Source organism: Myroides gitamensis, assembly GCF_029894455.1.
In the GTDB taxonomy this organism is placed as follows: domain Bacteria; phylum Bacteroidota; class Bacteroidia; order Flavobacteriales; family Flavobacteriaceae; genus Flavobacterium; species Flavobacterium odoratum.
Map to the genome: position 1 here is coordinate 1,274,531 of NZ_JARYHN010000001.1, position 23,591 is coordinate 1,298,121.

Sequence of the window (23,591 nt, forward strand, 5' to 3'; positions counted from 1 at the left end):
GTTCATCGAACTTACTATAAGTCTGAAAAAGAAAGATCAATGATACGCTTTTGTATCAGGACTGACTAGAAGCTCATTGTTTTTTTCTGTTTTGACTAATTTAAAATTAATATACTATTATAATCGATGAAAAAACTTTTAACTATGCTTGTGCTAATCTGTTCTTGTAGTTCATTTGCACAAATTATCATGTTTGATGAAACGGATGAATTTACGGGAACGCGTGCGATATCAATACGAAACAGTGAAAGTAAAGAAATATCTTTGACTGATGATACAATTATTATAGATTCTACGGATCATATATTTCTTATGATGGACCTCAATGTGAGCAAAGACAAAAAAGAATCCCTTATCCGCTTTATTTTAGGTATTGTATCAACCGAACCTAAATGCTATAAAAAAAGTGATTTATCGATTTTGTTTGAGTCAGGCGAAGTGAAAACAATCAAACAAGAAAGTCCATCTACTTGTGATGTAGTAGCAGCCGTTGGATATTCTCTATCAGATAAAGATTTAATCTTTCTTCAAAACAACAAAATAAAAAAGATTAGAGTTACGAATGAGAAAGGGCAAGAGGACTACACCATCAATCCAGAGAAACAAAAAAGTATACAAGAAACATGTAAACTTGCCTATACTAAGTTACAAGAGATGAGAAAATAGGTATTGTTTTAAGCTATAAAAATAAAAGGCAATCAAAATACATTTGATTTTGCATAACTTAAAATCCCTAACTGGTTTGTAATCCCAAGTTAGGGATTTCTTATTTTATACTATAGAGCCAAGTAGGGTAAAAAATGAATCAAATGTTGTGTAGTTAAACTGTGAATCATCATCCAAAAAATTAACCAAACTCCTTGTCAAAAGATAGGTTTATGTATTACTTCACACATTTAAACCCTTGTTATTACGTCAATTTGAACCTGTCATGTGGAATATATCTTCGTGTATTATCACAATCCTACCCTACTCTATGTGGTGTTAAGTGTACTGGTTATGGGGAGTATCTTTTACGTAAAAAAATGATTCGGTAGCTAGTTCTCTTTTTTGAAAATGGATAGTTTGGCCTGGTATTAATGGGTTTTGAATAAAAAACAGAAGAATGAAATGAGGTTTATTCCTATTTATCTACCTTCGTAAAAAGAGGAAAATAATTTATGATACGACAAGTAGCAGTAAGTGATGTAAATCAAATAGTTGAAGTACTTCATCAAGTGAAACAAGATATGTTTTCCAAAGATATTGATCAATGGGATGAGCATTATCCGAATGAAAAGACCATACAAGAAGATTTAGATAAAAAACAAGCCTATATCTACAGTGAAAATGGAGAAGTTTTGGCTTATATGGTCTTAAATCAAGAATATGATATAGAGTATAATGATTTAAATTGGAGTACCCCTACGCCTTTTGTTGTGATGCATCGTCTTTTTGTAAAACCTACAGCTCAAGGGAAAGGGATATCTAGCCAGATGATTCAATATGCAGAACAATATGCAACAGAAAATAACTTTGCTTCCATTCGCTTTGATGCTTATGCTTTAAATAATACAGCTAATGCTGTGTATCTTAAAAAAGGATACGCATTTGTTGGTACCGTACAGTTTAGAAAAGGGGTTTTTAACTGTTATGAAAAAGGATTAAAACCAAGCAGTTAGGCATATATGTCTATTTATAAAATCGGTATAAAACCATCCCTAGGGATGGTTTTATACTTTAAAATAACGCATCGGTAAGTTCTTTTACAACTATCGCTCCGGCCATTGATCCACTAGCAACAGCTGCAGCGATCGATCTGAACAAAGTTGTATTATCTCCACAAGCATAGACACCTTCTATTGTCGTTTTTTGAAAAGCATCTACCTTGATGTGCCCCGATTCAGTTTGTTCACAACCTAAATCAAACGGAATACCACAATGTTGCTCAAAGGGCACTGCTGCGTAAACTGCTTCAACAGCTAGTTTTGAATGATCTTGAAAGACTATGGATTGCACATAACCGTTATCATGTTCCACTCCAATCACTTTCTCTTCTATAATTGCAATATTATTTTGTTCCAGTTTAATCCGTTGTTCTTGTGTAAAGGCAGTTCCTCCATGAGTGGCAATTGTAATATTCGGAGTTAAGTTCTTCACCAAAGAAGCCAAATGTAAGGCTTTATCGGAATGCGCTAAAATAGCTGTTCGTTTGTTTTGAAACTCATAACCATGACAATACGGGCAATGAATAACAGAAATCCCCCAACACATTGATAACCCTGTTATAGCAGGTAACTTATCTTTAATCCCTGTAGCAAAAATTAGCTTCTTACTGCTAAAAACGTCTTGTGTTGCGGTTGTAATTTCAAATCCTTCTGGTGTCTGTCGACCTGAAAGTGCTAATCCCTGGTAAAAAGACACCGTTTTGTATGCCAATACTTGTTTTTTTGCTTTAGTTGAAATTGCCGCAGGTGTTTGTCCATCTTGGGTAATGAAATTATGCGAATAAGGTGTTTGTCTATTACAAGGCAAACCGCTATCAAGAAGTAAAACAGATTTTAATAAACGGCCTAAAGCCATTGCTGCTGAAAGTCCAGCATAACTTCCTCCAACAATAATTACATCGTATTTCTCTTTGTACGTCATGATTTTTATTTTTATTAATGCAATTTAGTTGCAATAATAATGATTAAATTTGTAACTGCAACATTGTTGCATTACTATTTTAAATGATGAAACAAACTAGAAATACACTAGCTAAGACTGAGATATTAAAGCTTATTGAAACTTCAGAGGTCGCTTTATCCCCTGCGGAAATCCTCGCTATACTACATGGGGTATGTGATAGAGTTACGATTTATAGAGTATTGAATCGCTTAACGGAAGAAGGAATTATTCATAAAATAGCTACGATAGAAGGCGTTATTAAATATGCTATTTGTCAAAATTGTACCTTAGAAAAACACAACCACAATCACCTTCATTTTACTTGCGAGCGTTGTCAGACAACGACTTGTATTACAACAGTTGAGCCTTCTTTTACCCTACCTGAAAAGTACAAGATCAAAAGCTTAAATTTTACTATTTCAGGGATTTGCCCAGAGTGTAATTAAGATTGTGCAAAAAGAGAGTACGGAGTTTTTCTATTTATTCTTAATTTTTGCTCTGTGTTTTAAACCAAATTCAATAAGAGACGTTAGTACAGGATAGCTTTCTTGTGCATGTGCAGTTAGTTGGTAAGAGACCGTGATTGGTTTGGTCTTGTTGACTGTTCTTGTGATGAACAGGTTATCTTCCAATGCTTGTAACTCATTAGACAAGACTTTAGGCGAGATTCCCTGCGCTTTTTCTTGTAAGTCTTTAAACCTCATTTCTCCCTTCGTATGAAGATGATGAAGAATACAAAATTTCCATTTTCCACTTAATAATTCCAAGGCATCTCGTAAAGCCAAAATCGTTTCTGTGGGTACTTGATCGTTTTTTATTGCTGTCATACTGTTAGTTACTAACCTCAAAGTAAGTCATAGCAAAGATAAAAGAAGTGCGTCTTACTTTTGTATAGAACCTAATAATTATACAATGAAAGTAACCTTAATCGCTAATATTTCAATCAATGGCAGAATCTTAGTATCCGATAATCCGGCGCATCAATTGCCAGAAGAAGCCTTCGCTTTTTACCTGAAACTCGCCCATCAAGTGGGAAATCTAGTCATAGGTAGACAAACCTTTCAAAATTTCCAAGAATTCCCACAAGCAGTTAAAGACCTTTTCAAGGGCATTGAAATCTTAGTGCTATCTAATACCACCCAAGTAGTAGAAGGGTATACTTATGTAAATTCACCCGAACATGCGATAGCTTATATGGCTGAAAAAGGAATAAACGAAATTGCAATTGGTGGCGGGACAGGAACATTCAATGCATTTATAGCAAAAGATTTGGTAACCGACCTCTATTTGAATGTAAGTCCAATACTCACAGGAGAAGGAGATTTCTTAGGTCGAAATAATCAATTGCATGCTGCATTTGAACTCGTAACCCACAAAGTAAAACAAGGCTTACTTCAGTTACACTTAGCTAAGACTAGAAATTAAAATGGCAATTGTTGAGGCGTTGTGTTTTCAACAACTAAAAAAACAAGTATTGAAAATAAGGGTCTTGATTTTCAATACTTGTAGTAGTTAGATCTTGCTATTTATGGCGCATTGATATCTCTCAATCTGTTTTATTCAATTAGAACGGAGATACCGTTCTAGATTTTAAATACACCCAAGTTTTACTTAGATAGGGAGTAAAAATGACTAAAAGGATAATGATGATTAACATCCAACACATAAGTTCATAATAATCCATCGCATACCTCAATTCAACTTGCTTGTTTACATCGGTAAGCAAGAGTTTGGTACTTGCCTGTTCTGCTGGTGTATGTAAGAGTCCCCTAGCCTCTAATTTACGCATTCCATGCGTTAATTTTTGTTGAAGCCATGGATTGGCATAATTTAAATAATCCGAAAAACGACTTTGATGAAGATTGCTACTATAGAGATTATAGTAATTCATTACGGCAATACTCGTTGTATAACCCAAATAACGAATGGCTAAACAAATCGCAGCAGCTGAAGCTCCTAATTCCACTGGAACTGATGCAATACAATAGATAATCGTTGGCACCATCAATAGTCCCACTCCAAATCCTTGGCAAAACAATAAGACATAGTAAGTATCCGTATTGGCTGTAGGAACAAACAGGAAGTACATCCCCAAATGATAAACAAATAGAAAAAGGAACCCCAAACTCCAAATCAAGCGCATGGACCATCGTTTTAACAGCCAAATACAAACAACTACAACACCTATTACTAATCCGATCAGGTTATAGATATTGAGATAAGACAAATGTCGAGGATCTAAGTGAAGGGAAGTAATGAAGTGGGTATTGGTTATACCTGAGGCAAAACGACAGAGGTATAAGATAAAGAGTAAAAATAGTCCGATCTTAAAATTTCTATAGTTCCATACGTTCCAATTGATATAAGGTCTTTTTAAGTATTTCTGGCGAATGATAAAAATAACTAGTGCAAGTAGGATGCCCAATCCAGCCCAACGAATCGTTTCATCTTCAAACCAGTAATACTGTTGACCATAAATTGTAATGTATCCAAAGAGTACAATCGCAACAGCATAGAGTACAAAACTCTCCCAGTCTAAACAATACAAAGGCAACTTGCGATTCAGTCGTACGTGATTCATCGTGAGCATAATCAGAAGTAATCCCGGAATAAAAGAAAAGGCAGCGGCTTGGTATAAAAAAGAATAGTCGTACTGATCAATTAAATCTGAAGTAATGAGCTGATTAAAAGGGGTTGCACAGATTAAAATACCGTAAAAACAAGAGAAAGAGATCTCTCTTGCCTTAGAACTTTCGAGGCGTATATACAGCGTCGAAATGCACAGATTTACGGTGCTAGCAAACAGCATACCTTGTAAAAAACGAATGGGAAATACGATACACCACGCTTGTACATGATACAATACAACGCAGCCCAAGAGTTGTAAAACATTAAAGATGATAAAGTATTCTTTCGTTGCGAGATACGTAAAAAAACGTCGTTCTAGGCTATAAAAAGAGACAAAACCAGCATACAGTAAGGAAACTGAAAATTGAATATCTCGAGGATCACATCCAAAATAACCTGCTGCTGCAGTAGCATTAGCAGCAGGTAGAAAAAAGAGCACAATACTCGGCATCAAAAGTACAAAAAGGATGACGCGTACGGCCCATTCTGGGATCCAATCAACGAATAATGCTGTTGGTTCGCTATTTTGCATGGACTTGTTTTTTTGAAATCAGCACCTGAACATTCATTCCCGCTTTCAGGAGTTCTTCTGAATCACGAGGGGCTGTAATCTCGATACGCACAGGGATTCGTTGAACAATCTTAACGAAGTTCCCTGTAGCATTATCGGGTGGTAATAATGAGAAGCTAGACCCTGTAGCCGGTGCAATAGAGATTACCTTTCCTGTAAATGGAGTATCAGGATAAGCATCTACTGTTAGGACTGCTTCATCACCTACCTGGATATTTCTAATCTGTGTTTCCTTAAAGTTGGCTACAATCCATTTCGGTGTTTCATCATTGACCATATAGGTTAAAACTTGACCTGGTGTAATCATCTGCCCTAAATCTATACTTCGCTTGCCCATTCTCCCGCGATAGGGAGCGGTAATAACAGTATAGCCGACCGTCAGGTCTTTGTAATTCTGAAGCTGTTCCAATCTAGCGATTTCTTTTTCTAGCACTTTCTTTTGTGCTTCGATGTCAGCAATACTCGATTTAGCTGCTTGTGCATGTTCTACACTACTTTGCCAATCACTGCGATCAAGATCAAGTTGGGCGCGTTTCTCTTCTAGTTGTTGGGCAGTAGCTGCATCCGCTTGATAGAGTTGGTGATATCGGTTGTAATCTAATTCCTGTTGATTGTATTTGGATGCGCGTCCTTGGATTTGACTCTGAGCCGCAGCCGCAGTTAACGATAAAGTATATTGACGGGCTTCTAATTCTTTTAATTGCGCATATTGTTTTGCAATATCAGCGTTTGTTTCTGCCTGTGCATAAATATACTCTCTGTTATCTACGATGAGTAAGGTATCTCCCTGAGCAACGAGCTCATTCTCCTCAAAGCGAACTTCCGTGAGGTAACCCCCTACTCTTGCTATAACAGGATTAATATACTCTTGTACTTGCGCATCATTGGTTTGTTCGTATTTCCAATACGTCCAAAGGGTGTTCAGCCCCCAAATGCAACCAAAAAATAAAACAATTAATGCGATATAACGAGTTACACGCGTAATAAAGCGATCTGTAATTCTAATACGTGTCTTTGTATCCATTATAATAATCCTTTGACTTGTTGGAGGGTATAATACTTGTAAAGGCTATCTAGCTTAGCCGCTTCTAATTCAAATTGCGTTTGTAAATGCTGTAAATTCGCATCTAATAAATCCGTAAGTAAGGCTAACTTATTAAAATAGGTTTGCTTGATGATACGGGCATTTTCAGCTGCTTGGGCACTGTTCTTGGTACAGACTTCTATTTGTACTAAAGATTCCGTATAGCGCAAGTAAGCTTCTTGTACCTCTTGTTTTATCTGGTCTTGAACATAGTGATGTTGGATTTCTTCTTTTTCATGTTCTAATGCACGACTGCGAACTTTATGGGTATTGTGATACAGGGAGGAAATAGGAATGGATACCTGCACGCCAATGGTTCCTAAACTATACCAACTGGGATTATAAGGATATAAAAAGATTTGCGGATTGGCCATGGTGAAGTTTCCTATTAATCCTATACTGGGTTTGTTTTGTGCTTTTACTTTCTTTTGTTCAATCGCACTAAGAGCTAAATCGGTGGTTGAAAGTAATTGTTTATGTGCATAAACAGAGGCAATCTCTAGCGCCTCTTCATAGGGTTCTAAAGGCATCGCAGCAGTTGAGTATGCTTCTGGCTTAATAAAATCTGAATCCTTACGGCCCAGCAATAGAACTAATTTTTGATTTTCAATTAGAATATCATTTTCTATCTGTACCAATGTCATTTCTCGTTTCGATACTTCCATTGTAGCACGCAATACATCGCTTTTGAGAATAACACCATGTTCGTAGAGCTTTTCTACTTCGGCCAATTGCTCTTGTTGATCGGCAATATCGTGTTGAATCACGGTTCTAAAGCGCAATACTTTGGCCAGTGTCAAATAACACTTCGCTGTTTCTAGGCGAACTTCTGACTGTGATAATTCGGCTATAATCGCTGTTTTTTGTTCTTCGGTTTTGCGTGCTGCGATTTCTAAATTCTGGCGATTTCCACTGTAGAGGTTGAGATACATCGAAACTCCTGTATGATAAAGCGTATGAATTACATCATGCTGTTCGGGCTTGTTGAATATACCATCCGAATACACGGGAATATTACTGGCCTGTTCTACTTTCGCTATTCCATTGAACACAGGGTATCTACCCATTTCAGCATCTTTCGTATTTTCTCTACTAATTTGCTGCGCTTTGGTATGGAGTAAGGCTTGCTTGCTTTGGACATCTGTTTGCTGCCAAACGTCCGTTAAAGTCAGGTGGATGGTATCTTTTTGAACCATCAACACAGGAGTGGTTTGACTATAGCCTATCAGGGCAATACTAGCAAACACAGGGAGTAGAAAGTGACTTCCGAGATTCATATACAATTTTTAACGGCGCAAAATTAAAGGGAGTACAGTATATCTTGTACTTCGAAAATAGTCAACTTTTTATTGAAACCAGACAAAAATCATTCCTACTTTTGTATTCCAAAATAAGTAGTAGATCCCATGAGAATCATCGATTCCTTAGACTTTATAGATACCGTTCAAGACGGCGTATTTGTAACACATGAAAAATCAGATAAACGCTATCCCCTACACCAACATGAGAAAGGGCAATTAACCTATGTAGAGGGGGGAATTACGTATGTTACGGTCGATACTAAAACCTATGTGGTTCCGGCTAAATATTTCTTTTGGATCCCCAAGGGTGTACCTCATATTCTGAAACTTAGTCACTCGGCTACTGTATTGCGTTCCTTATATTTTTATACCCAAGATGATGCTAAACATCCTTTTTACGCTGAACTTGGCATCTATGCAGCTTCTGATTTGGTTGTAGAAATGATTGCCTATACCGAATGCTGGCACAATCAGATGGTGAACCCTCAAACCCCAAATTTTGAGTTTCTACAAGCCTTAAAAAATATACTGCCTTCTTCCATCAATAAGAATATGCAGTTACAGTTGCCTTTCAGTGATCATCCCCGTATCATTAAAATAACAGATTACCTGGACATCCATTTTGGTCAGCAATTAACTTTAGCAGCCATTAGTGATAAGTTTAACCTTAGTGAACGTTCGGTTTCACGCCTATTTCAGGCAGAACTTCAAATTTCGTTCTTACAATACTTGAAAACAGTACGCATCGTAAAAGCCATTGAGTTATTGGTCAAAACAGAGCATTCAATCAGTGAAATAGCTAATACAGTTGGCTATGTAACGCTGGGGTCATTCAGCAATGCCTTCTATGAGTATACGGGAATACGCCCTCTTGAAATGAGACAAAAAAGGTAAGAGTTCTCTTCATTCTTATCCCTCGACCTCCATTCATTAGTTGGTATGGAGTGATAAATTTATTCTTGCAGCTCAATTGAATTACTTATTTTCTTCCTTCAATCTCTTTATTCTAATTAACAGTAAATTTTAACGCTTATAAAAGTGAATAAATGTCAAGTAATATAGAGGGTAATTTCGCACAAAGCGAATTATAAATTAAATATTGGTAAAGTTTATATAATTGGCATTTTTTTAGGTTATTTTCTCTTTTATTCATTGTAACTTATAGGTTATTAACATGTTGGATAGGTGGTTTTATTACTTATAAAGAGCTTGTTTGTAGCTCAATTAGCTGTATAATTTTAAAAAATGAAGAGATGAATATTAGACTAGAAAATGTATTAAAAGAGAGAAAAACAACAGTAGAAGAAGCCTTTAAATTATTTGATGAATTAGAACCTGCAACGCTGGATTTTATGATTGGGCGTTGGAAGGGAATTTCGATTAATTCAGGGCATCGATTGGATGGGAAATTAGAACATAGTGGTTGGTACGGAAAAGTGTTTTTTAACTTGGAAGAAGTACATCCGCTGCTGTATTTTACTGAAGATAAAACAGCTATTTATTCTGTTGAACCTACAAGTCTGTTTGGACGTACGGAGCATACAGAAAAAGAAGAAGCTACACGCGTTTTTGAAAAAACAAAAGAGGCAAAAGCACGGCTTAGAAATACAGAATATAGAGGAAGATCTTGTGCAACGATGGTCTATGATGAATTACCGATATTGGATGTCTTTGTTAAGATTGACGACACAAAAGTTTTAGGGGTTATGGACTTAAAAGGAGATCCAGAGCCTTTTTTCTTTGTCCTAGAACGAGATAATCAATCAACGATACATTTAGATGTTTAATAGCAACAGAAAAATCACCCTTTAAATTAATCAAGATGAAAATAAAAGCAGCCGTTCTTCAAGAACCTAAAAGTAAATATACCATAAAAGATGTGCAATTGGATGAGCCAAGACCAGATGAAATTCTAGTTAAAATAGTAGCTACAGGAATTTGTCACACCGATATTGCCGTTACAAATCAACAAATCCCTTTTCCAATTCCAGGGATTTTAGGTCATGAGGGAGCTGGAATTGTGGAAAAAGTAGGAGCAAATATTCAGAAAGTAGCTGTTGGAGATCACGTGGTCTTAGCACCAGGTGCGTGTGGTACATGTGAACAATGTATTGCTGGGCATCCCTCCTATTGTTTTAATTTCCACAAATTAAATCTAAGTGGGAAAAGAGCAGATGGAAGTTGTGCGTATCACGATGGAAACCAGGAATTAGGTGGATTCTTTTTTAATCAATCGTCGTTTGCAACGTATACATTGACCAATGAGAGTAGTGTGGTGAAAGTAACCAAAGAAATAGATTTAGCGCTTTTAGGTCCATTGGGATGTGGAATTCAAAACAGGTGCTGGAACCGTATTTAATGTAGCTAAACCTCAAGCAGGCGACATTATAGCTATTTCAGGTGTTGGCCCCGTAGGATTAGCCGCTATTATGGCGGCAAAAGTAGCAGGATGTACTAAAATTATTGCGATTGACATCCATGAGGAACGATTGACTTTTGCTAAAGAATTAGGTGCCACTCATACCATTAATAGTAAGAATATTGTTGAGGTAAGCCAATACATCCGCGAAAATTTAGCTCCTAATGGATTGAATCATACCATAGATACTACAGCCATTAATTCTGTTATCAATGAATTGGTTAAAGCCATGCGAAGCAATACTACTGTTTATACCTTAGGGGTAATGAAAGCTGGAGGTAAATTAGAAATTGATTATTCTCCTTTTTCATTTGGTGTAGCTGTTAGATCAGTTATTGAAGGAGATAGTATTCCTGATTTATTTATCCCACGATTGATTCAATTGCATTTAGATGGTGTATTTCCCTTTGATAAGATGATTACTTTTTATGAATTGGATGAAATTAATCAAGCAGTTGAAGATTCAGGAAAAGGAATTGTAATAAAACCAATTATTCGAATGCCTCATCAAGCGTAAGAGATGGACGTTATGAGGTTGTAATTACCTAAAAAGGCGTTAGTTATAAAAACTAACGCCTTTTTGAATTTTTTTATCAAGGTTAAAGGGTTCTGGAAGGCCTTGATAGTCAATGTTTATACTATATTGGAGTATCTTCTATCCTTTAGGATCAATCTGTTCCGTCTGTTCCAATATAAAATTGGCTATATCCGAAAGCACAGTTGCTGTATATGCTTTGCGTCCCATACCGACAAATAGCCCTTTCTTCCAGGTTGGCCATTGTGAAGTCAATTGGTAATTAAAATAAGCAGCCTTTAGTAAACCATGTGTACTTTGAGGATATATTTTGATTTCTGAATGATAATTCTTTCTCCCTTTTGCAATTTCACGGTATTTTTGAGCATTATCTTCCGCAGGAACATTGAGATCATCTTCTCCCCATAAGGCCAATAAAGGGCCTTTCATAGTTAGAATATCCTGAGTTGCATCTGCTTTTAGATTTCGAGCAATAAATAAAAAACGATCTTTTTCTATGCCCGATTGTTCAATATCATTCGCATTGAAATCAGTAAATAAGGCGATATCGTTTCTTCTTATTGAATCGAGTTTTTTAGCGATAAGGTCTTGGGAAAACCCTTCTTTTTCGAGGCGTATTTTAGTCAAGTAATTGCCCTGATCCAACCAGTTTACGGCCCCTCCGATGATAATTGAAAAAGCGGGATCCGTTAGGGTACTTGCCTTGGGGATAACCCAACCTGCTTGTGAAAAGCCTAAATATCCTATTTTATCCACAGCAAAACCAACCTGAGTAGATAAAAAATTAAAAGCGTCTTTCGCTTCTACTGCTCTATCTTCAATAGATTGATTGAGCCAATTCCCCTTACTCATTCCTATTCCTTTTTTATCCCAAGAAAATACGGCAATTCCTTGCTCCACTAGGTAATTAATCAAAGGAAGATATCCCTTAGCTGATGTACGGTCTTGAGGGCCATCGCCATGAATCAGTAACGCTACAGGCGTTTGCTTACTAATACCGCGCTCAGGTATAAATAAAGTAGCGGAGAGTTCTTCTCCTTTTGAAACAAATACATAATCTCGATGTTGCATGTTGTCAATTTCAAAATCATTGCTGCCAACAATAAAGAAGTAACCGATAATTACGAATAAAATTAGAATAAGTAAAGAGCCAATTTTCCAACGCATACTAAAAAACTTTAAACCTTTTGCTAGGGATATTAAAAGTAGAAATTATTTTTTGAAAATAGGTTCTAGTGAATAAAAAAGCAGAACGCATGTGGTGCCTATTCTCAACAAATAATTTTAGGGCTATAGATTTTAATAGCTGATTGAGTAAGACAAAAAAACAATACAGATTTAACACCCATGTTTTCCTGTTTTTTATACTTTTGCAACGATTTCTTATAAAAGTGGTTTATATCCACTTCTGCCCGTTCTGTAGTAAGGATAGACAGCTAAAACTAGACTACAATTATATTTAGTGTAAATGAAAAGACAGCAAATTACCAATCAGCATGTATTTAAATTAATTCTAGCTTCTGCTCTTGTAAGTATAAGCAGTTTACTCTTAGTTTTTATTACCCAACAACTAACGGAAAAGGCAGAACACTTTATTTTTGAAACGGTATCTGAGACGCAAAAATTACTTTTTATCCTGCTTCCTACCCTTGGAATAACGGCAATTTATTTTTTGCGAAAGTTAGTATTTAAAGGACGTAAGAATAAGGGTATTACCGAGATATACAAAACACTAGATCAACGCAAAGATCACCTTCCTGCTTTTAAAATACCTTCCCATTTAATCAATGGTTTTTTAACGGTATCTACAGGAGGATCTACTGGTATAGAAGTCTCTTCTGTAGTGGCTACTGCAACTGTCGGAAATATGGTTCATACAAAGCATTTCTCTGCAAATAAGTATAAAAAGGAATTGATTTGTGCTGGAGTTACAGCGGGTGTCGCTTTACTATTCGGTAGCCCTTTGGCAGGTCTGCTTTTTGCTTTGGAAGTGATTGCAAGAAAGACAAGTAAAACGTTATTCATTAGTTGTGGTACATCAGCGTTGTTGTCTTTAGCCTTCATCTTATTCTTTAACTACGAGCCTCTATTACCTTTTAAAATAACAACTTGGAATGAATATGCTATTCCGTTATTTTTGATATTAAGCTTGTTATGTGGATTGTTGTCGGTTTATTTTACCTTGTTGGTTACCCGTATGAAAAAGCTGTTTGGAAATATTAATAACAATTTCCTACGTGTAAATTTAGGGGCTATTTCTGTCGGACTTTTTATTCTTTTATTTCCGGTATTATACGGAGATAGTTATCACGGGTTAAAAGAGATTCTCAATCCAACGCATGTTATCACATTATATAGTTTAGCCTTTTTAATGCTACTAAAACCTTTAGCTGCCGCATTAACTTTGGGTGCAGGTGGAGATGGTGGTGTATTTGCTCCTAGTATTGTAGCTGGAGCTTTCTTAGGTGTTTTATTTGCTCATATTTGCAATGCTCAATTCGGACTAGCACTCATCCCACTTAATTTTGCTTTAGTAGGTGCTGCAGCAACTTTATCGGCTTCTATTTATGCGCCCTTAACCGCTTTAATTTTGGTGTGTAACTTAGTTCCGAATGGATATCAACTGTTCATTCCCTTGTTATTGGGAAGTTTTACAGCTAAATATTTTGCAAAACGCATCTTGCCGTATAATGTTTATACGTATGATTTTTATCTAGCCAAAAAAGAAGCGGATTTAGCTGCTAAATAGGCCTTTATTAGCGTCTTTTTCTTCGTCTTACTTTATGTAGTAAAATAAACGATCGAACAGGGTATTGTCGTTTGTGCGGAATATTGTTGAAAATAAGTGCTGCAATAAACAAAATCGTAACACCTGTAATCACAGGTGAAACCACATATTCATACCCGAGGTTGGTAATACTACTCCCTCCTGTAACAGCAATCAAAGCTGTTGCGCCTCCAGGAGGATGGAGTGCTTTGGCCATTTGCATACCAATAATAGATAAGGAAACAGCTAAAGGAGCCGCTACCCAAATATATTGACCTAATAATTTATAAATGGTCACCCCAATCAGGGCTGAAATAATATGGCCTAAGAATAAGTTTTTGGGCTGCGCTAAAGGACTTCCAATTGCCCCGTAGATCAAGACACAACTCGCCCCAAAAGAACCAATGAGCAACGTTAAATCATACTGTGAAAAAGCTTCATAATGAAGGTAACAAATGGTTCCTAAACCAATAAATGAGCCTATAAAAGCCCAAAAGTGTTCTTTAAAATCAACTAGTGTTTCTTTGTACAGCAAATAACGAGTTCTGCGGTACATTTTGTTTTTTTTTATGGACATTTTGCTCTACCTCTGTTGGATTGCAAATATATTACATCTGATAGAGATAAGATTCTAGTTTTAACTTTAATTTGAATGAAAAATTGTACAACCTACTTCTCTAGTAGTGGCTGTACAATTTTATCTGATTCATATCTATTTGCTGTATAACGATACTGTTGCGCTTTCTTTATCAGGCCTGATTATTTAGTTTTTGGAGATTAGAATAACAAATAGCACTATAAGGATAATTGCAAGGACAGTAGCACATCCAATTTTCCAAGCACTATAAGGTTGTTCGCCTGTAATTTTACCCGTTACTCCATTGACATAATACGTATATTGCTTGTTTCTATAAGAAAACGAACTGACGTATAAGGGCAAAAGAATATGCTTAAAAGTAATTTGCGACAAATCCGTGTTGACTTGATGGATGCGTTGTTGATCTCCTCCAATGTGTCTGCGTACACGTTCTCTTTCCTCTTCATAGACGATACGCTTCGCCAAGTCATAGGCTTCTTTGATATCAATTTGATATTTTTCTGTAATAAACCCTTTAAGGTAATCGGCTTTAATCGGTTGTATCGCTTTAGGATTCCAACTAGAAGATAAGGATTGTAATAAGTTAGGTTTTAGTGTCTTATTTCCAGAAATGAGAATATCATCGTAAAAATGGGTTACCGTCCCCCTCACATGAGTCCACGAAATACGGCGTTCTTTTCTTTTGTTTTCTCCACTCCCCACAGTTACATAATAAGCGTCTCCACGCTCGCCTTTATACTGGGTATAGGTTTGCATATCATAGGTCCAGAAAGGAACATAGACGCCGCTTAAATGTTCCGCGGCAAATAAACCTCGCTGTATTTTATTTGGAGCAAACCAAAGTCCTTTAATCCAACCTTGTAATAATCCTGCAACTTGATTTTTATCTACGACAAAAGGAGCAATATACTCGGGTTGAATATACCGTTCTTCATGTATGTTTCGTTCCACAAATGGCGTAGAGCAATAAGGACATCGGATGGATTTTACTTGTTCGTTTACAGTAGATTGCGCATGACAAGTATTACATTCGATAACTTTAGTCATTGTAAAGTTCTCTTTCTCATAGTTTTGCATAAAACCTAAGAAATCGCGCTCCTGTATTAGATTGCTGCCTTTTTCAATACTCTTTTTGCTACCACAATATTCACATACCAGTGCATTTGAACTGGGTTGATACGTCATTGGCGCACCACATGTACCACAAGAGGTGGATTCAGCTGTATTGCGTTTTATTTCTTCTGATGTCACTACAATAGGAATTAAAAAATATTTAGTTCAGGTTCTATCGCATGGGATTTGACCTGTTTATAGATGAGTTAGTCCATCTATTATGAAAGAATCTACTAAAGATTGTTGAATCCAATCTTTAGTAGATTTATATTGTTTATACCTGAGGTAAAGGGGGGGGCGTTTGTGACCATAAGACATTCAAATCGCTTTGATTTCCAGCCTTATCCCACGCACTCATTCCATTTTTCCAAACTAAGGTTTCGCGGTTTACCTGTCCTTGAAGTGCCATTTGTTTTAAATTTTCTAAATCAATTGGACCTGTTTGTTGACCGTTGATGGCTACAAAATATTGAACAGGTACTGCTTGTGGTATTGGCGGAGGAGTACTGGCTTGAGGTGCTTGTGCAGCCGCCTGATTTTGCGCCATCGCTTGCCCAAACTGATTCGCCATGGCAAAACCAGCGCCCATTCCTACTCCTGCTCCTGCTACTCCTGAAGGATTATTCGCGGCAGCTTCCATCGCTTTAGCCGCTTTCATTTGAGTTAATTTATTTAAATCAATATGGTTTAATCGACTGAGTTCAAAGATTTCCTTCTTCACTTCTTCCGGCATCGACACATTCTCAATCAAGAATTTTGTTACATCCATTCCATAGACATAAAAATCATCTTTCATGTAAGAGAAAATCGCAGTAGATAACTCGTTAAGATTTGCGGCATAATTTTCAATCGGAAGATTCGCTTCTCCTATAGAATCAGTAAAACGCGTAACAATAACACTTCTCAATTGATCTGTTATATGTTCTGTTGTAAATGTTCCCGTTGTTCCGACAATTTCGCGAATAAATTGACCCGCATCTGCGATTTTAAACGTGTAAGTTCCAAAAGCACGTACTTCAATCATTCCAAAGCGATTGTCGTTCAATATGATGGGGTTTTTTGTTCCCCAACGTTGATCAATAAACGTTTTGGTATTAACAAAGTAAACTTCTGCCTTAAATGGACTATTAAAACCGTATTTCCAACCTTTTAACGTAGCTAAAATGGGTAAGTTTTGTGTATTTAATGTATAAGTACCTGGACGAAAAACATCGGCTAATTGCCCTTCATTGATAAATACCGCCATTTGTCCTTCGCGAACAACAAGCTTTGCATTGTTCTTAATTTCATTTTGAAAACGCTCAAAACGGTGTACAATTGTATTTTGCGTCGGATCTAAGAATTCAATGATATCAATGAATTCATTCGTTAGTCTTTTAAAAAAGTTCATATCTTCTCTTTTTCTGCGATTCATTTATTGAGTAAATATAACAGATTTCTGCCAATTTATAAACGAAGTAATCTCCAAAACGAAATTTTAAGATAGGCTGCAAGAGTTCACTAGGCCTATAATTATAAAAAAGCTTATTACTAAAGTAGAGTAAGCTTTTCTTTTACTGCTATAAGCGAAGTAGTTTAGTGAGGACTGCAATTTTTAGCCTATAGTCTTGTAATCTCAATTCAATTAGCAAGAATAATGGACATAAAATATATTATACATAAATAAAACAAAAATCTATTTCTATTTATTAAATTATTCAACTATTATTATTTATTTCTACTTTAAAATGGTTATACTAAATAATATTTCTTTAATTTTAAGTAAATATTACTAATAAAACCCAAAAATGAAAGTAGACACACAAAAGTTTGATAAGATACTAGAGACTTCCTCTAAGTATGGACATGTAAATCAGGCTCCTAATGGCAACACAGAGCCTCCCGTTAATACCGCTCAACGTTCAATGCCCTTTGCTGATGAACCCGGTAATTATCAACGCAATAAAGGTATTCCTTCGAAAGATTTTTCTCAAAGTAAAGTCTATATTGTAGGTAGTGGAATCGCAGGTATGGCAGCAGCTTATTATTTTATACGCGATGGTCGTATTCCTGCAGCTAATATTACCTTTCTAGAGCAATTATCCATTGATGGTGGTTCTTTAGATGGTGCAGGTAATGCGCAAGAAGGCTATATTGTTCGCGGAGGAAGAGAGATGGATATGACGTATGAAAACCTTTGGGACATCTTTCAGGATATACCTGCTTTAGAGCTTCCTAAACCTTATAGTGTATTAGATGAATATCGCTTGATTAATGACAATGATCCGAATTATTCTAAATCTAGATTCATACATCAATTAGGAGAAATTAAAGATTTTAGCCAATTTGGACTAGCTAAGAAAGATCAAATGGCTTTAATCAAATTGCTATTAAAAAGGAAAGAAGAACTCGATGATATTACGATAGAACAATACTTCAATTCCACTTTTCTGGAGAGTAATTTCTGGACGTTTTGGAGAACTATGTTTGCCTTTGAAAACTGGCATAGTCTACTAGAGTTTAAATTGTATATGCATCGTTTCTTACATGATATTGATGGACTAAAAGATTTATCTGCGCTTGTCTTTCCGCGATATAATCAATATGATACGTTTGTTGTACCGCTTCGAAATCACCTTACTGAATTAGGCGTACAAATCCGATTGGATACGTTGGTGCATGATGTGGATTTACACAGTACTACAGCAGGTAAACTCGTAAAGGGATTGTTAGTGAATCAAGGAGGACTCGAAACGCGTATTGAGATGAATGAACAAGATTTTGTTGTCATTACAACAGGTTCAATGACAGAAGATACATCGTATGGAAATAACACAACAGTACCAATACCCAAAGTAGATAATACAACAAGTGGTAAAAGCCCAGGCTGGAGCTTGTGGAAAAATTTAGCTGCAAAATCACCTGTTTTTGGGCATCCTGAAAAATTCTGTTCCAATATTGAAAAATCGTCTTGGGAATCTGCAACCTTAACGTGTAAACCTTCTCCACTAATTGATAAGTTAAAGGGATATGCGGTAAATGATCCGTATTCTGGAAAAACAGTTACTGGTGGTATTATTACAATAACAGATTCCAACTGGTTGATGAGTTTTACATGTAATCGCCAACCCCACTTCCCTACGCAACCCGATGATATTTTGGTACTTTGGGTGTATGCTTTGTTTATGGATAAAGAAGGAAATTACATAAAAAAAACAATGCCTGCTTGTACGGGAAATGAAATTTTAGCTGAACTATGTTATCATTTAGGAATTATTGATTCACTGAATCAAGTAGTTGAAAATACAATTGTTCGCACTGCTTATATGCCTTATATTACTTCTATGTTTATGCCACGCGCTCAAGGGGATAGACCTCAAGTTGTGCCTGAAGGTTGTCAAAACCTAGCGTTAATTGGGCAATTTGTTGAGACGCATAATGATGTAGTCTTTACTATGGAAAGTTCAGTGCGCACGGGTCGACAAGCGGTATATCAACTGCTTAATTTAAATAAACAAGTACCCGATATTTTCCCTCTACAGTATGATATTCGCCATTTACTCAAAGCAGCTCATGCATTAAATGATGATCAACCTATTGTCGGTGAAGCTCTATTGCGCAAATTCTTGCAAGGAACTTATTATGAGCATATTTTACCAACAGTTGAAAAGAGAAAAGACGATCAAGAATCTTTCTTTGTTGAACAATATGAAAAAGCAAAAGACTGGTTTAAAAAAGTGATTGGATAACTTGATATAAATTCAAATTAGATAAAGTATAAACACTGCAATACGGGAGAAATAAAAGTTCTTATTGCAGTGTCCTCTTTTCTTTTTTAAACGCAAGAATAGAGTACTCTAGTCTATGTTTTCTATTGGAAATAGTAGGATGTTTGAAAAGATTAAGTTCTTCTTTTCTTTTTGTTCAATTGATAGGCATAGAAAAATCCAACTAAGGTACCAATTAAATGTCCTTGCCAAGAAACGTCAGCCCCAACCAAATGAGGAAAAATAGCATAAATTAATCCTCCGTATAAAACGGCAACAAGTATAGAAACTAAGATTAATGCCATTTGACGCAAAAAGATTCCACTAAAACAAAGAAAAGTCGCAAGCATATAAATTAAACCACTAGCTCCAATATGACAACTGTGAACCTGATGTTGCAAATAACTAAAATCAGGTAAAAGCCACAACAATACACCAGAAAGAATCCATCCAGAAATGAGGACGCTATACGCCAGCTTTTTATAAAATAAAAAGAGTAGAACGCTTAAAATAAATAAAGGTATCGTATTGCTGCTAAGATGACTCAGGTTTCCGTGAAATAAGGGGCTTAAAAAAATCCCTTTAATTCCTTCTATACGCCAAGGTATTACACCATAACAACGTTGAAAAAAACCGATTTGTTGCAAGATGAATATAATCCACAGGATAAGAATTAGGGTTATAGCAGGATAAAAATCTTCTTTTTTTAATTGTAACACTCTTTTTTTCAAAATAACAAGGCTATTGATGAGTTGTAAATATACAATTTACTTTTTCTTTAGGTTTACTTTTTGATGTAGCTCATTTATTGACCTAAATCTTCTATTTAAAAGAACGGTTTTTAAAAGAATGGAGAAAGAATAATATTGTTTTATAAAAGGGAAAATGGAAGTGATTTATGAATCCCTTTCCCTTTCTTGATTTATACCTAAAACTTCTAATCTACAGTAAATCAAAAACTTGAAATTACATTAAATCTATTTAATATCTTTGATTAGTGAATTAAAATCATTTTGTTTGAAAAAAAATGAATAAAATGTAAAAACTAATTAAACGTTTGTTTAATTTTGTGCCAGATAAAAATGAGATCATGGCATTAAATGACAAACAAAAAGAGATTTTATTAGTTGCAGAAGAATTGTTTTCTCAAAAGGGAATTGACGGAACAAGCATACGTGATATTTCTAAAGCGGCTGGAATTAATGTGGCCATGATTAATTATTATTTTGGTTCAAAAAGTGCCATGGTAAGTGCTCTTTTTGAAATACGCTTAACTCGTACTAGAGAAAAACTAATCGATTTAACGGATAATACGCTTCTAAATTCCTTTGAGAAGCTATTAGCTTTTGTAGAGCATCTTATGGCTGTACAATTGAATAATGCCGATTTTCATCTGATTTTGATGAATCAATTGGCCAAGAAACAAAATGTACCTGAGATTTCGGAAGGTATTGTTTTATTAAAGCGTGATATCATGCAACATATCAATCGCTTTATCGAAGAGGGATATGAAAGTGGTTTATTTCAAGCCAAACCAGATCCCATCACATTTGTCATTTTCTCTATGGGGGTAACAACCTATTTGATTCATCACGAGCACATGCTTTATGAATATTGGAATCTGACCAATCACGACGAATTTAGTTTACATATCAAACAACAGATATATCCCCATTTAATTCAATCCTTTAAATCAATACTAATCTACAATGAACAGAAGTAATTACGTCTTACTTGCTTCATTATTTATTGCCCAAGTTTTCGCTCAAACCCCTACTCCAATCACCTTAGAGGAGGCTATTGCATTGAGTTTAAAAAACGGCAAGGAAATAAAAAAAGTAAAAGCAAGTACAGAAGCCTCTAGACTTCAGATTCACAGTGCGCAAAATATGCGTTATCCTGAATTAGAAGTATCTGGAACCTACAACCGTCTTTTTAATGGTACAGACATCAACCTAAAAGTACCTTTACCTGCTTCTTCTGAAGACAAGCAAATGCCTGACGTACAACCTAAGCATTTGATGATCGGCCAAGCAAAAGCCAATATTCCCGTGTTTAGTGGTTTTAAAATTACCAACGCGGTTACACAAAGCAAACAATATTATTCTCTTGCTCAATTAAATGAAGCATCCACAACAGAAAATGTTGTTTACCAAACGATTAATTTATACTTCGCGCTGTACAAAACACAACAGTCGATTGCTTTATTAACGGAGAATTTAAAACGCGCCCACCAACGTACCCTTGATTTTGAACAATTCTTAGCTGAAGGAATCATCGCTAAAAATGATTATCTGAGAACGCAATTACAAGAGGCTAATGTGGAGCTTTCGCTAGAAGAAACCAAGAATACGCAAAAAAATATTACTACCCGATTGAAAGTCTTACTTGACCTTGAGGAAGGAGAAACTATTTTGGCCGAAAAAGTACAACCTGTAGCTATTTTTCCGACCAAAGCAGATGATCTCTCTTCTCGTAAGGATGTACAAAGTGCACAAAAGATGGAAGAGATTGCGCAAACGGGAATCAAAATTGCAAGAGGAAACTTCTTCCCTTCTATTGGTTTAACTGCGGGATATTCAGCGATCCAATTAGATCAAGTCGTAGATATTACCAATGCAACAAGCGTAGGTGTTGGGTTGAAATATGATTTGACGCAGTTGTTCAAAAACCGAACAGAAGTCAATAAAGCAAAAGTCAAAAAAATCGAGGTAGATTATCAAGCGCAACTCGTTGAAGATTTAGCCAAAGTAGAAATTGATGAGGCATTTAATGCGTATGAATTAGCCTTAAAAAGGAATGCTGTACTAGCAAAAGCATTGGTACAAGCCAACGAAAACTACCGTATTGTCAAAGATAAATATGACAATGGATTGACGGATACAGATCATCTATTAGAAGCGGATGTACAACAGTTACAAGCGCAAATTGATACGATGTTAGGTGAAGCAGATGAAACCTTGACGCTTTATCAATATGCGTACAAGACAGGTAAATTAATTGACAACTTACAAGTAAAAAACTAAATGGAAACAAATAATACAGCCACTAAAAAACCACTAAACAAGAAATTTATCGTTGCTTTAGGTGCAATCGTTCTATTCGGAGGAGGATATGGAATTTATAAATATATACATTCATTGGCACATGAGAGTACTGATGATGCTCAAATTGAAACGAAAATAACGCCTATCGTATCTAAAATTCCAGGGTATATTAAAACAATCTACATTCAGGACAATCAGGTTGTTAAAAAAGGTGATACGTTGATTCGTTTGGATGATACAGAATACGCGATTCAAGTAGAACAAGCAAAAGCAAACTATCAAGCTGCTTTGAGTCAGCTGCAAGTGGCAGAAGCAGGAGAACATACAAGCCAATCAACTGTGCTTTCTTCTCAGGCGGGAGCTTCTACTGCTCAAGCCAATGTAGCTACAGCTCAAGCCAATATCGATGCTGCTAAAACGCAATTGTGGAGAGCGTCGAATGACTATGATCGTTACAATCGTTTATATCAAAGTCAGTCTATTACTAAACAACAATATGAACAGGCTTTAGCAGCAAAAGAAACCGCAGAAAAACAAGTTGTTGTTTTACAAGAACAACTAAAAGCAGTTGAAAAACAAGCTCAGGCAGTTGCACAGCAAGTGAATATTAGCAAATCTCAAGCGGTTGCGTCAACGTCTCAGATTGATGCGGCGAAAGCAGTTGTTGATCAAGCCAAAGCAAATTTAGATCACGCAGCTTTGTATTTGTCTTATACGGTGATTACAGCAAAAGAAGATGGACAAGTTTCAAAAATCAACTTACAAGCGGGACAATTAATTCAACCTGGACAAGGGCTGTTTAACACTGTACAAAAAGGTAATATTTGGGTAGTAGCCAACTTTAAAGAAACACAAATGGAATATATACGTGAAGGACAAGCTGTGAATATTAAAGTAGATGCTTTTCCCAAACATAAATTTGAAGGCGTAATCAATTCGATGTCTCCTGCTACTGGAGCTAAATTTGCTCTATTACCACCAGATAATGCTTCAGGTAACTTCGTGAAAACGGTACAACGTATTCCAGTAAAAATTACGTTTACTAACCCAGAAGACGAGATGTTGGTATACGTTAAACCAGGAATGAATGTTGATATTGATGTGAATATTAAAAGCGGACGATAAACGAGACA

The 23,591-nt window shown here is 36.0% G+C and carries 23 protein-coding genes; 13 read left to right on the forward strand and 10 right to left on the reverse strand.

The window, feature by feature from the left end:
• The first annotated feature begins 144 nt into the window (after positions 1–144).
• Complete coding sequence (locus M2306_RS05425) at positions 145–666, forward strand: hypothetical protein (RefSeq protein WP_259188641.1); 522 nt, start codon at positions 145–147, stop codon at positions 664–666.
• A 494-nt stretch (positions 667–1,160) separates the two neighbouring features.
• Positions 1,161–1,661 (forward strand): GNAT family N-acetyltransferase, encoded by a 501-nt coding sequence (locus tag M2306_RS05430; protein ID WP_259188640.1) that lies wholly within the window; start codon positions 1,161–1,163, stop codon positions 1,659–1,661.
• Between the two features lie 58 nt (positions 1,662–1,719).
• Here the strand turns inward: M2306_RS05430 and M2306_RS05435 are convergent, their stop codons facing one another.
• Positions 1,720–2,628: an NAD(P)/FAD-dependent oxidoreductase gene (locus M2306_RS05435; RefSeq protein WP_259188639.1), complete on the reverse strand. Its 909-nt coding sequence runs from the start codon at positions 2,626–2,628 to the stop codon at positions 1,720–1,722.
• 86 nt (positions 2,629–2,714) lie between these two features.
• On the opposite strand from M2306_RS05435, the gene M2306_RS05440 reads away from it, so the two are divergent.
• Positions 2,715–3,095 carry a Fur family transcriptional regulator gene (locus tag M2306_RS05440; RefSeq protein WP_259188636.1) on the forward strand — a complete coding sequence of 127 codons (381 nt, stop codon included), beginning with the start codon at positions 2,715–2,717 and terminating at the stop codon, positions 3,093–3,095.
• Positions 3,096–3,125: 30 nt separating this feature from the next.
• On the opposite strand, the gene M2306_RS05445 is transcribed toward M2306_RS05440, so the two are convergent.
• Positions 3,126–3,476, reverse strand: a complete 351-nt coding sequence (locus tag M2306_RS05445; RefSeq protein WP_115090377.1) for a winged helix-turn-helix transcriptional regulator — start codon at positions 3,474–3,476, stop codon at positions 3,126–3,128.
• Between the two features lie 85 nt (positions 3,477–3,561).
• Here M2306_RS05445 and M2306_RS05450 point away from each other — a divergent pair, with 85 nt between their 5' ends.
• Positions 3,562–4,074, forward strand: a complete 513-nt coding sequence (locus M2306_RS05450) for a dihydrofolate reductase family protein (RefSeq protein WP_259188633.1) — start codon at positions 3,562–3,564, stop codon at positions 4,072–4,074.
• A 139-nt stretch (positions 4,075–4,213) separates the two neighbouring features.
• On the opposite strand, the gene M2306_RS05455 is transcribed toward M2306_RS05450, so the two are convergent.
• From M2306_RS05455 to M2306_RS05465, 3 genes are read right to left on the reverse strand one after another with little or no spacing between them, the layout of a single operon-like run.
• On the reverse strand, positions 4,214–5,809 hold the full coding sequence (locus M2306_RS05455; protein ID WP_259188632.1) for an MFS transporter: 1,596 nt from the start codon (positions 5,807–5,809) through the stop codon (positions 4,214–4,216).
• On the reverse strand, positions 5,799–6,872 hold the full coding sequence (locus M2306_RS05460) for an HlyD family secretion protein (RefSeq protein WP_259188631.1): 1,074 nt from the start codon (positions 6,870–6,872) through the stop codon (positions 5,799–5,801). Before M2306_RS05460 ends, M2306_RS05455 begins: the two co-directional genes overlap by 11 nt.
• Positions 6,872–8,209: a TolC family protein gene (locus tag M2306_RS05465; protein ID WP_259188630.1), complete on the reverse strand. Its 1,338-nt coding sequence runs from the start codon at positions 8,207–8,209 to the stop codon at positions 6,872–6,874. The genes M2306_RS05460 and M2306_RS05465 overlap by 1 nt, the downstream gene beginning before the upstream one ends.
• Positions 8,210–8,338: 129 nt before the next feature.
• On the opposite strand from M2306_RS05465, the gene M2306_RS05470 reads away from it, so the two are divergent.
• The 4 genes from M2306_RS05470 (at position 8,339) to M2306_RS05485 (ending at position 11,169) form a co-directional block, all read left to right on the forward strand.
• Positions 8,339–9,127 (forward strand): AraC family transcriptional regulator, encoded by a 789-nt coding sequence (locus M2306_RS05470; RefSeq protein WP_115090372.1) that lies wholly within the window; start codon positions 8,339–8,341, stop codon positions 9,125–9,127.
• A 359-nt stretch (positions 9,128–9,486) separates the two neighbouring features.
• Positions 9,487–10,020, forward strand: a complete 534-nt coding sequence (locus M2306_RS05475) for a DUF4334 domain-containing protein (RefSeq protein ID WP_259188628.1) — start codon at positions 9,487–9,489, stop codon at positions 10,018–10,020.
• A gap of 35 nt (positions 10,021–10,055) precedes the next feature.
• Entirely contained in the window at positions 10,056–10,592 is a 537-nt protein-coding gene (locus M2306_RS05480; RefSeq protein WP_259188627.1) for an alcohol dehydrogenase catalytic domain-containing protein, read from the forward strand.
• Complete coding sequence (locus tag M2306_RS05485; protein ID WP_259188623.1) at positions 10,558–11,169, forward strand: zinc-binding dehydrogenase; 612 nt, start codon at positions 10,558–10,560, stop codon at positions 11,167–11,169. Before M2306_RS05480 ends, M2306_RS05485 begins: the two co-directional genes overlap by 35 nt.
• Positions 11,170–11,307: 138 nt before the next feature.
• On the opposite strand, the gene M2306_RS05490 is transcribed toward M2306_RS05485, so the two are convergent.
• Entirely contained in the window at positions 11,308–12,354 is a 1,047-nt protein-coding gene (locus tag M2306_RS05490) for an alpha/beta hydrolase family protein (RefSeq protein WP_259188621.1), read from the reverse strand.
• 301 nt (positions 12,355–12,655) lie between these two features.
• Here M2306_RS05490 and M2306_RS05495 point away from each other — a divergent pair, with 301 nt between their 5' ends.
• A complete protein-coding gene (locus tag M2306_RS05495; protein ID WP_259188618.1) occupies positions 12,656–13,936 on the forward strand; it encodes a chloride channel protein in 1,281 nt (426 codons plus the stop codon).
• A 7-nt stretch (positions 13,937–13,943) separates the two neighbouring features.
• Here the strand turns inward: M2306_RS05495 and M2306_RS05500 are convergent, their stop codons facing one another.
• The 3 genes from M2306_RS05500 to M2306_RS05510 form a co-directional block, all read right to left on the reverse strand.
• Positions 13,944–14,510: an HPP family protein gene (locus M2306_RS05500; RefSeq protein WP_115091639.1), complete on the reverse strand. Its 567-nt coding sequence runs from the start codon at positions 14,508–14,510 to the stop codon at positions 13,944–13,946.
• A 207-nt stretch (positions 14,511–14,717) separates the two neighbouring features.
• Positions 14,718–15,803, reverse strand: coding sequence for a TFIIB-type zinc ribbon-containing protein (locus M2306_RS05505; protein WP_259188615.1), 1,086 nt, complete (start codon positions 15,801–15,803; stop codon positions 14,718–14,720).
• 136 nt (positions 15,804–15,939) lie between these two features.
• A complete protein-coding gene (locus M2306_RS05510) occupies positions 15,940–17,055 on the reverse strand; it encodes an SPFH domain-containing protein (protein WP_259188613.1) in 1,116 nt (371 codons plus the stop codon).
• 397 nt (positions 17,056–17,452) lie between these two features.
• Here M2306_RS05510 and M2306_RS05515 point away from each other — a divergent pair, with 397 nt between their 5' ends.
• Positions 17,453–19,393 carry an oleate hydratase gene (locus M2306_RS05515; RefSeq protein ID WP_259188612.1) on the forward strand — a complete coding sequence of 647 codons (1,941 nt, stop codon included), beginning with the start codon at positions 17,453–17,455 and terminating at the stop codon, positions 19,391–19,393.
• Positions 19,394–19,545: 152 nt separating this feature from the next.
• On the opposite strand, the gene M2306_RS05520 is transcribed toward M2306_RS05515, so the two are convergent.
• Complete coding sequence (locus tag M2306_RS05520) at positions 19,546–20,130, reverse strand: rhomboid family intramembrane serine protease (protein WP_259188611.1); 585 nt, start codon at positions 20,128–20,130, stop codon at positions 19,546–19,548.
• A gap of 371 nt (positions 20,131–20,501) precedes the next feature.
• Between M2306_RS05520 and M2306_RS05525 the strand changes: the two genes are divergently transcribed.
• The 3 genes from M2306_RS05525 to M2306_RS05535 are packed head-to-tail and all read left to right on the forward strand — an operon-like array spanning position 20,502 to position 23,583.
• Positions 20,502–21,134 (forward strand): TetR/AcrR family transcriptional regulator, encoded by a 633-nt coding sequence (locus M2306_RS05525; RefSeq protein WP_002992446.1) that lies wholly within the window; start codon positions 20,502–20,504, stop codon positions 21,132–21,134.
• Positions 21,121–22,437, forward strand: a complete 1,317-nt coding sequence (locus M2306_RS05530) for a TolC family protein (RefSeq protein WP_259188610.1) — start codon at positions 21,121–21,123, stop codon at positions 22,435–22,437. The genes M2306_RS05525 and M2306_RS05530 overlap by 14 nt, the downstream gene beginning before the upstream one ends.
• Entirely contained in the window at positions 22,438–23,583 is a 1,146-nt protein-coding gene (locus tag M2306_RS05535; RefSeq protein ID WP_259188609.1) for an HlyD family secretion protein, read from the forward strand. It begins immediately after the preceding gene.
• The last annotated feature ends 8 nt before the right edge of the window (positions 23,584–23,591 follow it).

What these genes read in the sequence shown, in the direction of transcription:
- M2306_RS05425 (WP_259188641.1), top strand. Translation starts at nt 145, where the DNA reads ATGCTTGTGCTAATCTGTTCTTGTAGTTCATTTGCACAAATTATCATG.
- M2306_RS05430 (WP_259188640.1), top strand. Translation starts at nt 1,161, where the DNA reads ATGATACGACAAGTAGCAGTAAGTGATGTAAATCAAATAGTTGAAGTA.
- M2306_RS05435 (WP_259188639.1), bottom strand. Translation starts at nt 2,628, where the DNA reads ATGACGTACAAAGAGAAATACGATGTAATTATTGTTGGAGGAAGTTAT.
- M2306_RS05440 (WP_259188636.1), top strand. Translation starts at nt 2,715, where the DNA reads ATGAAACAAACTAGAAATACACTAGCTAAGACTGAGATATTAAAGCTT.
- M2306_RS05445 (WP_115090377.1), bottom strand. Translation starts at nt 3,476, where the DNA reads ATGACAGCAATAAAAAACGATCAAGTACCCACAGAAACGATTTTGGCT.
- M2306_RS05450 (WP_259188633.1), top strand. Translation starts at nt 3,562, where the DNA reads ATGAAAGTAACCTTAATCGCTAATATTTCAATCAATGGCAGAATCTTA.
- M2306_RS05455 (WP_259188632.1), bottom strand. Translation starts at nt 5,809, where the DNA reads ATGCAAAATAGCGAACCAACAGCATTATTCGTTGATTGGATCCCAGAA.
- M2306_RS05460 (WP_259188631.1), bottom strand. Translation starts at nt 6,872, where the DNA reads ATGGATACAAAGACACGTATTAGAATTACAGATCGCTTTATTACGCGT.
- M2306_RS05465 (WP_259188630.1), bottom strand. Translation starts at nt 8,209, where the DNA reads ATGAATCTCGGAAGTCACTTTCTACTCCCTGTGTTTGCTAGTATTGCC.
- M2306_RS05470 (WP_115090372.1), top strand. Translation starts at nt 8,339, where the DNA reads ATGAGAATCATCGATTCCTTAGACTTTATAGATACCGTTCAAGACGGC.
- M2306_RS05475 (WP_259188628.1), top strand. Translation starts at nt 9,487, where the DNA reads ATGAATATTAGACTAGAAAATGTATTAAAAGAGAGAAAAACAACAGTA.
- M2306_RS05480 (WP_259188627.1), top strand. Translation starts at nt 10,056, where the DNA reads ATGAAAATAAAAGCAGCCGTTCTTCAAGAACCTAAAAGTAAATATACC.
- M2306_RS05490 (WP_259188621.1), bottom strand. Translation starts at nt 12,354, where the DNA reads ATGCGTTGGAAAATTGGCTCTTTACTTATTCTAATTTTATTCGTAATT.
- M2306_RS05495 (WP_259188618.1), top strand. Translation starts at nt 12,656, where the DNA reads ATGAAAAGACAGCAAATTACCAATCAGCATGTATTTAAATTAATTCTA.
- M2306_RS05500 (WP_115091639.1), bottom strand. Translation starts at nt 14,510, where the DNA reads ATGTACCGCAGAACTCGTTATTTGCTGTACAAAGAAACACTAGTTGAT.
- M2306_RS05510 (WP_259188613.1), bottom strand. Translation starts at nt 17,055, where the DNA reads ATGAACTTTTTTAAAAGACTAACGAATGAATTCATTGATATCATTGAA.
- M2306_RS05515 (WP_259188612.1), top strand. Translation starts at nt 17,453, where the DNA reads ATGAAAGTAGACACACAAAAGTTTGATAAGATACTAGAGACTTCCTCT.
- M2306_RS05525 (WP_002992446.1), top strand. Translation starts at nt 20,502, where the DNA reads ATGGCATTAAATGACAAACAAAAAGAGATTTTATTAGTTGCAGAAGAA.
- M2306_RS05530 (WP_259188610.1), top strand. Translation starts at nt 21,121, where the DNA reads ATGAACAGAAGTAATTACGTCTTACTTGCTTCATTATTTATTGCCCAA.
- M2306_RS05535 (WP_259188609.1), top strand. Translation starts at nt 22,438, where the DNA reads ATGGAAACAAATAATACAGCCACTAAAAAACCACTAAACAAGAAATTT.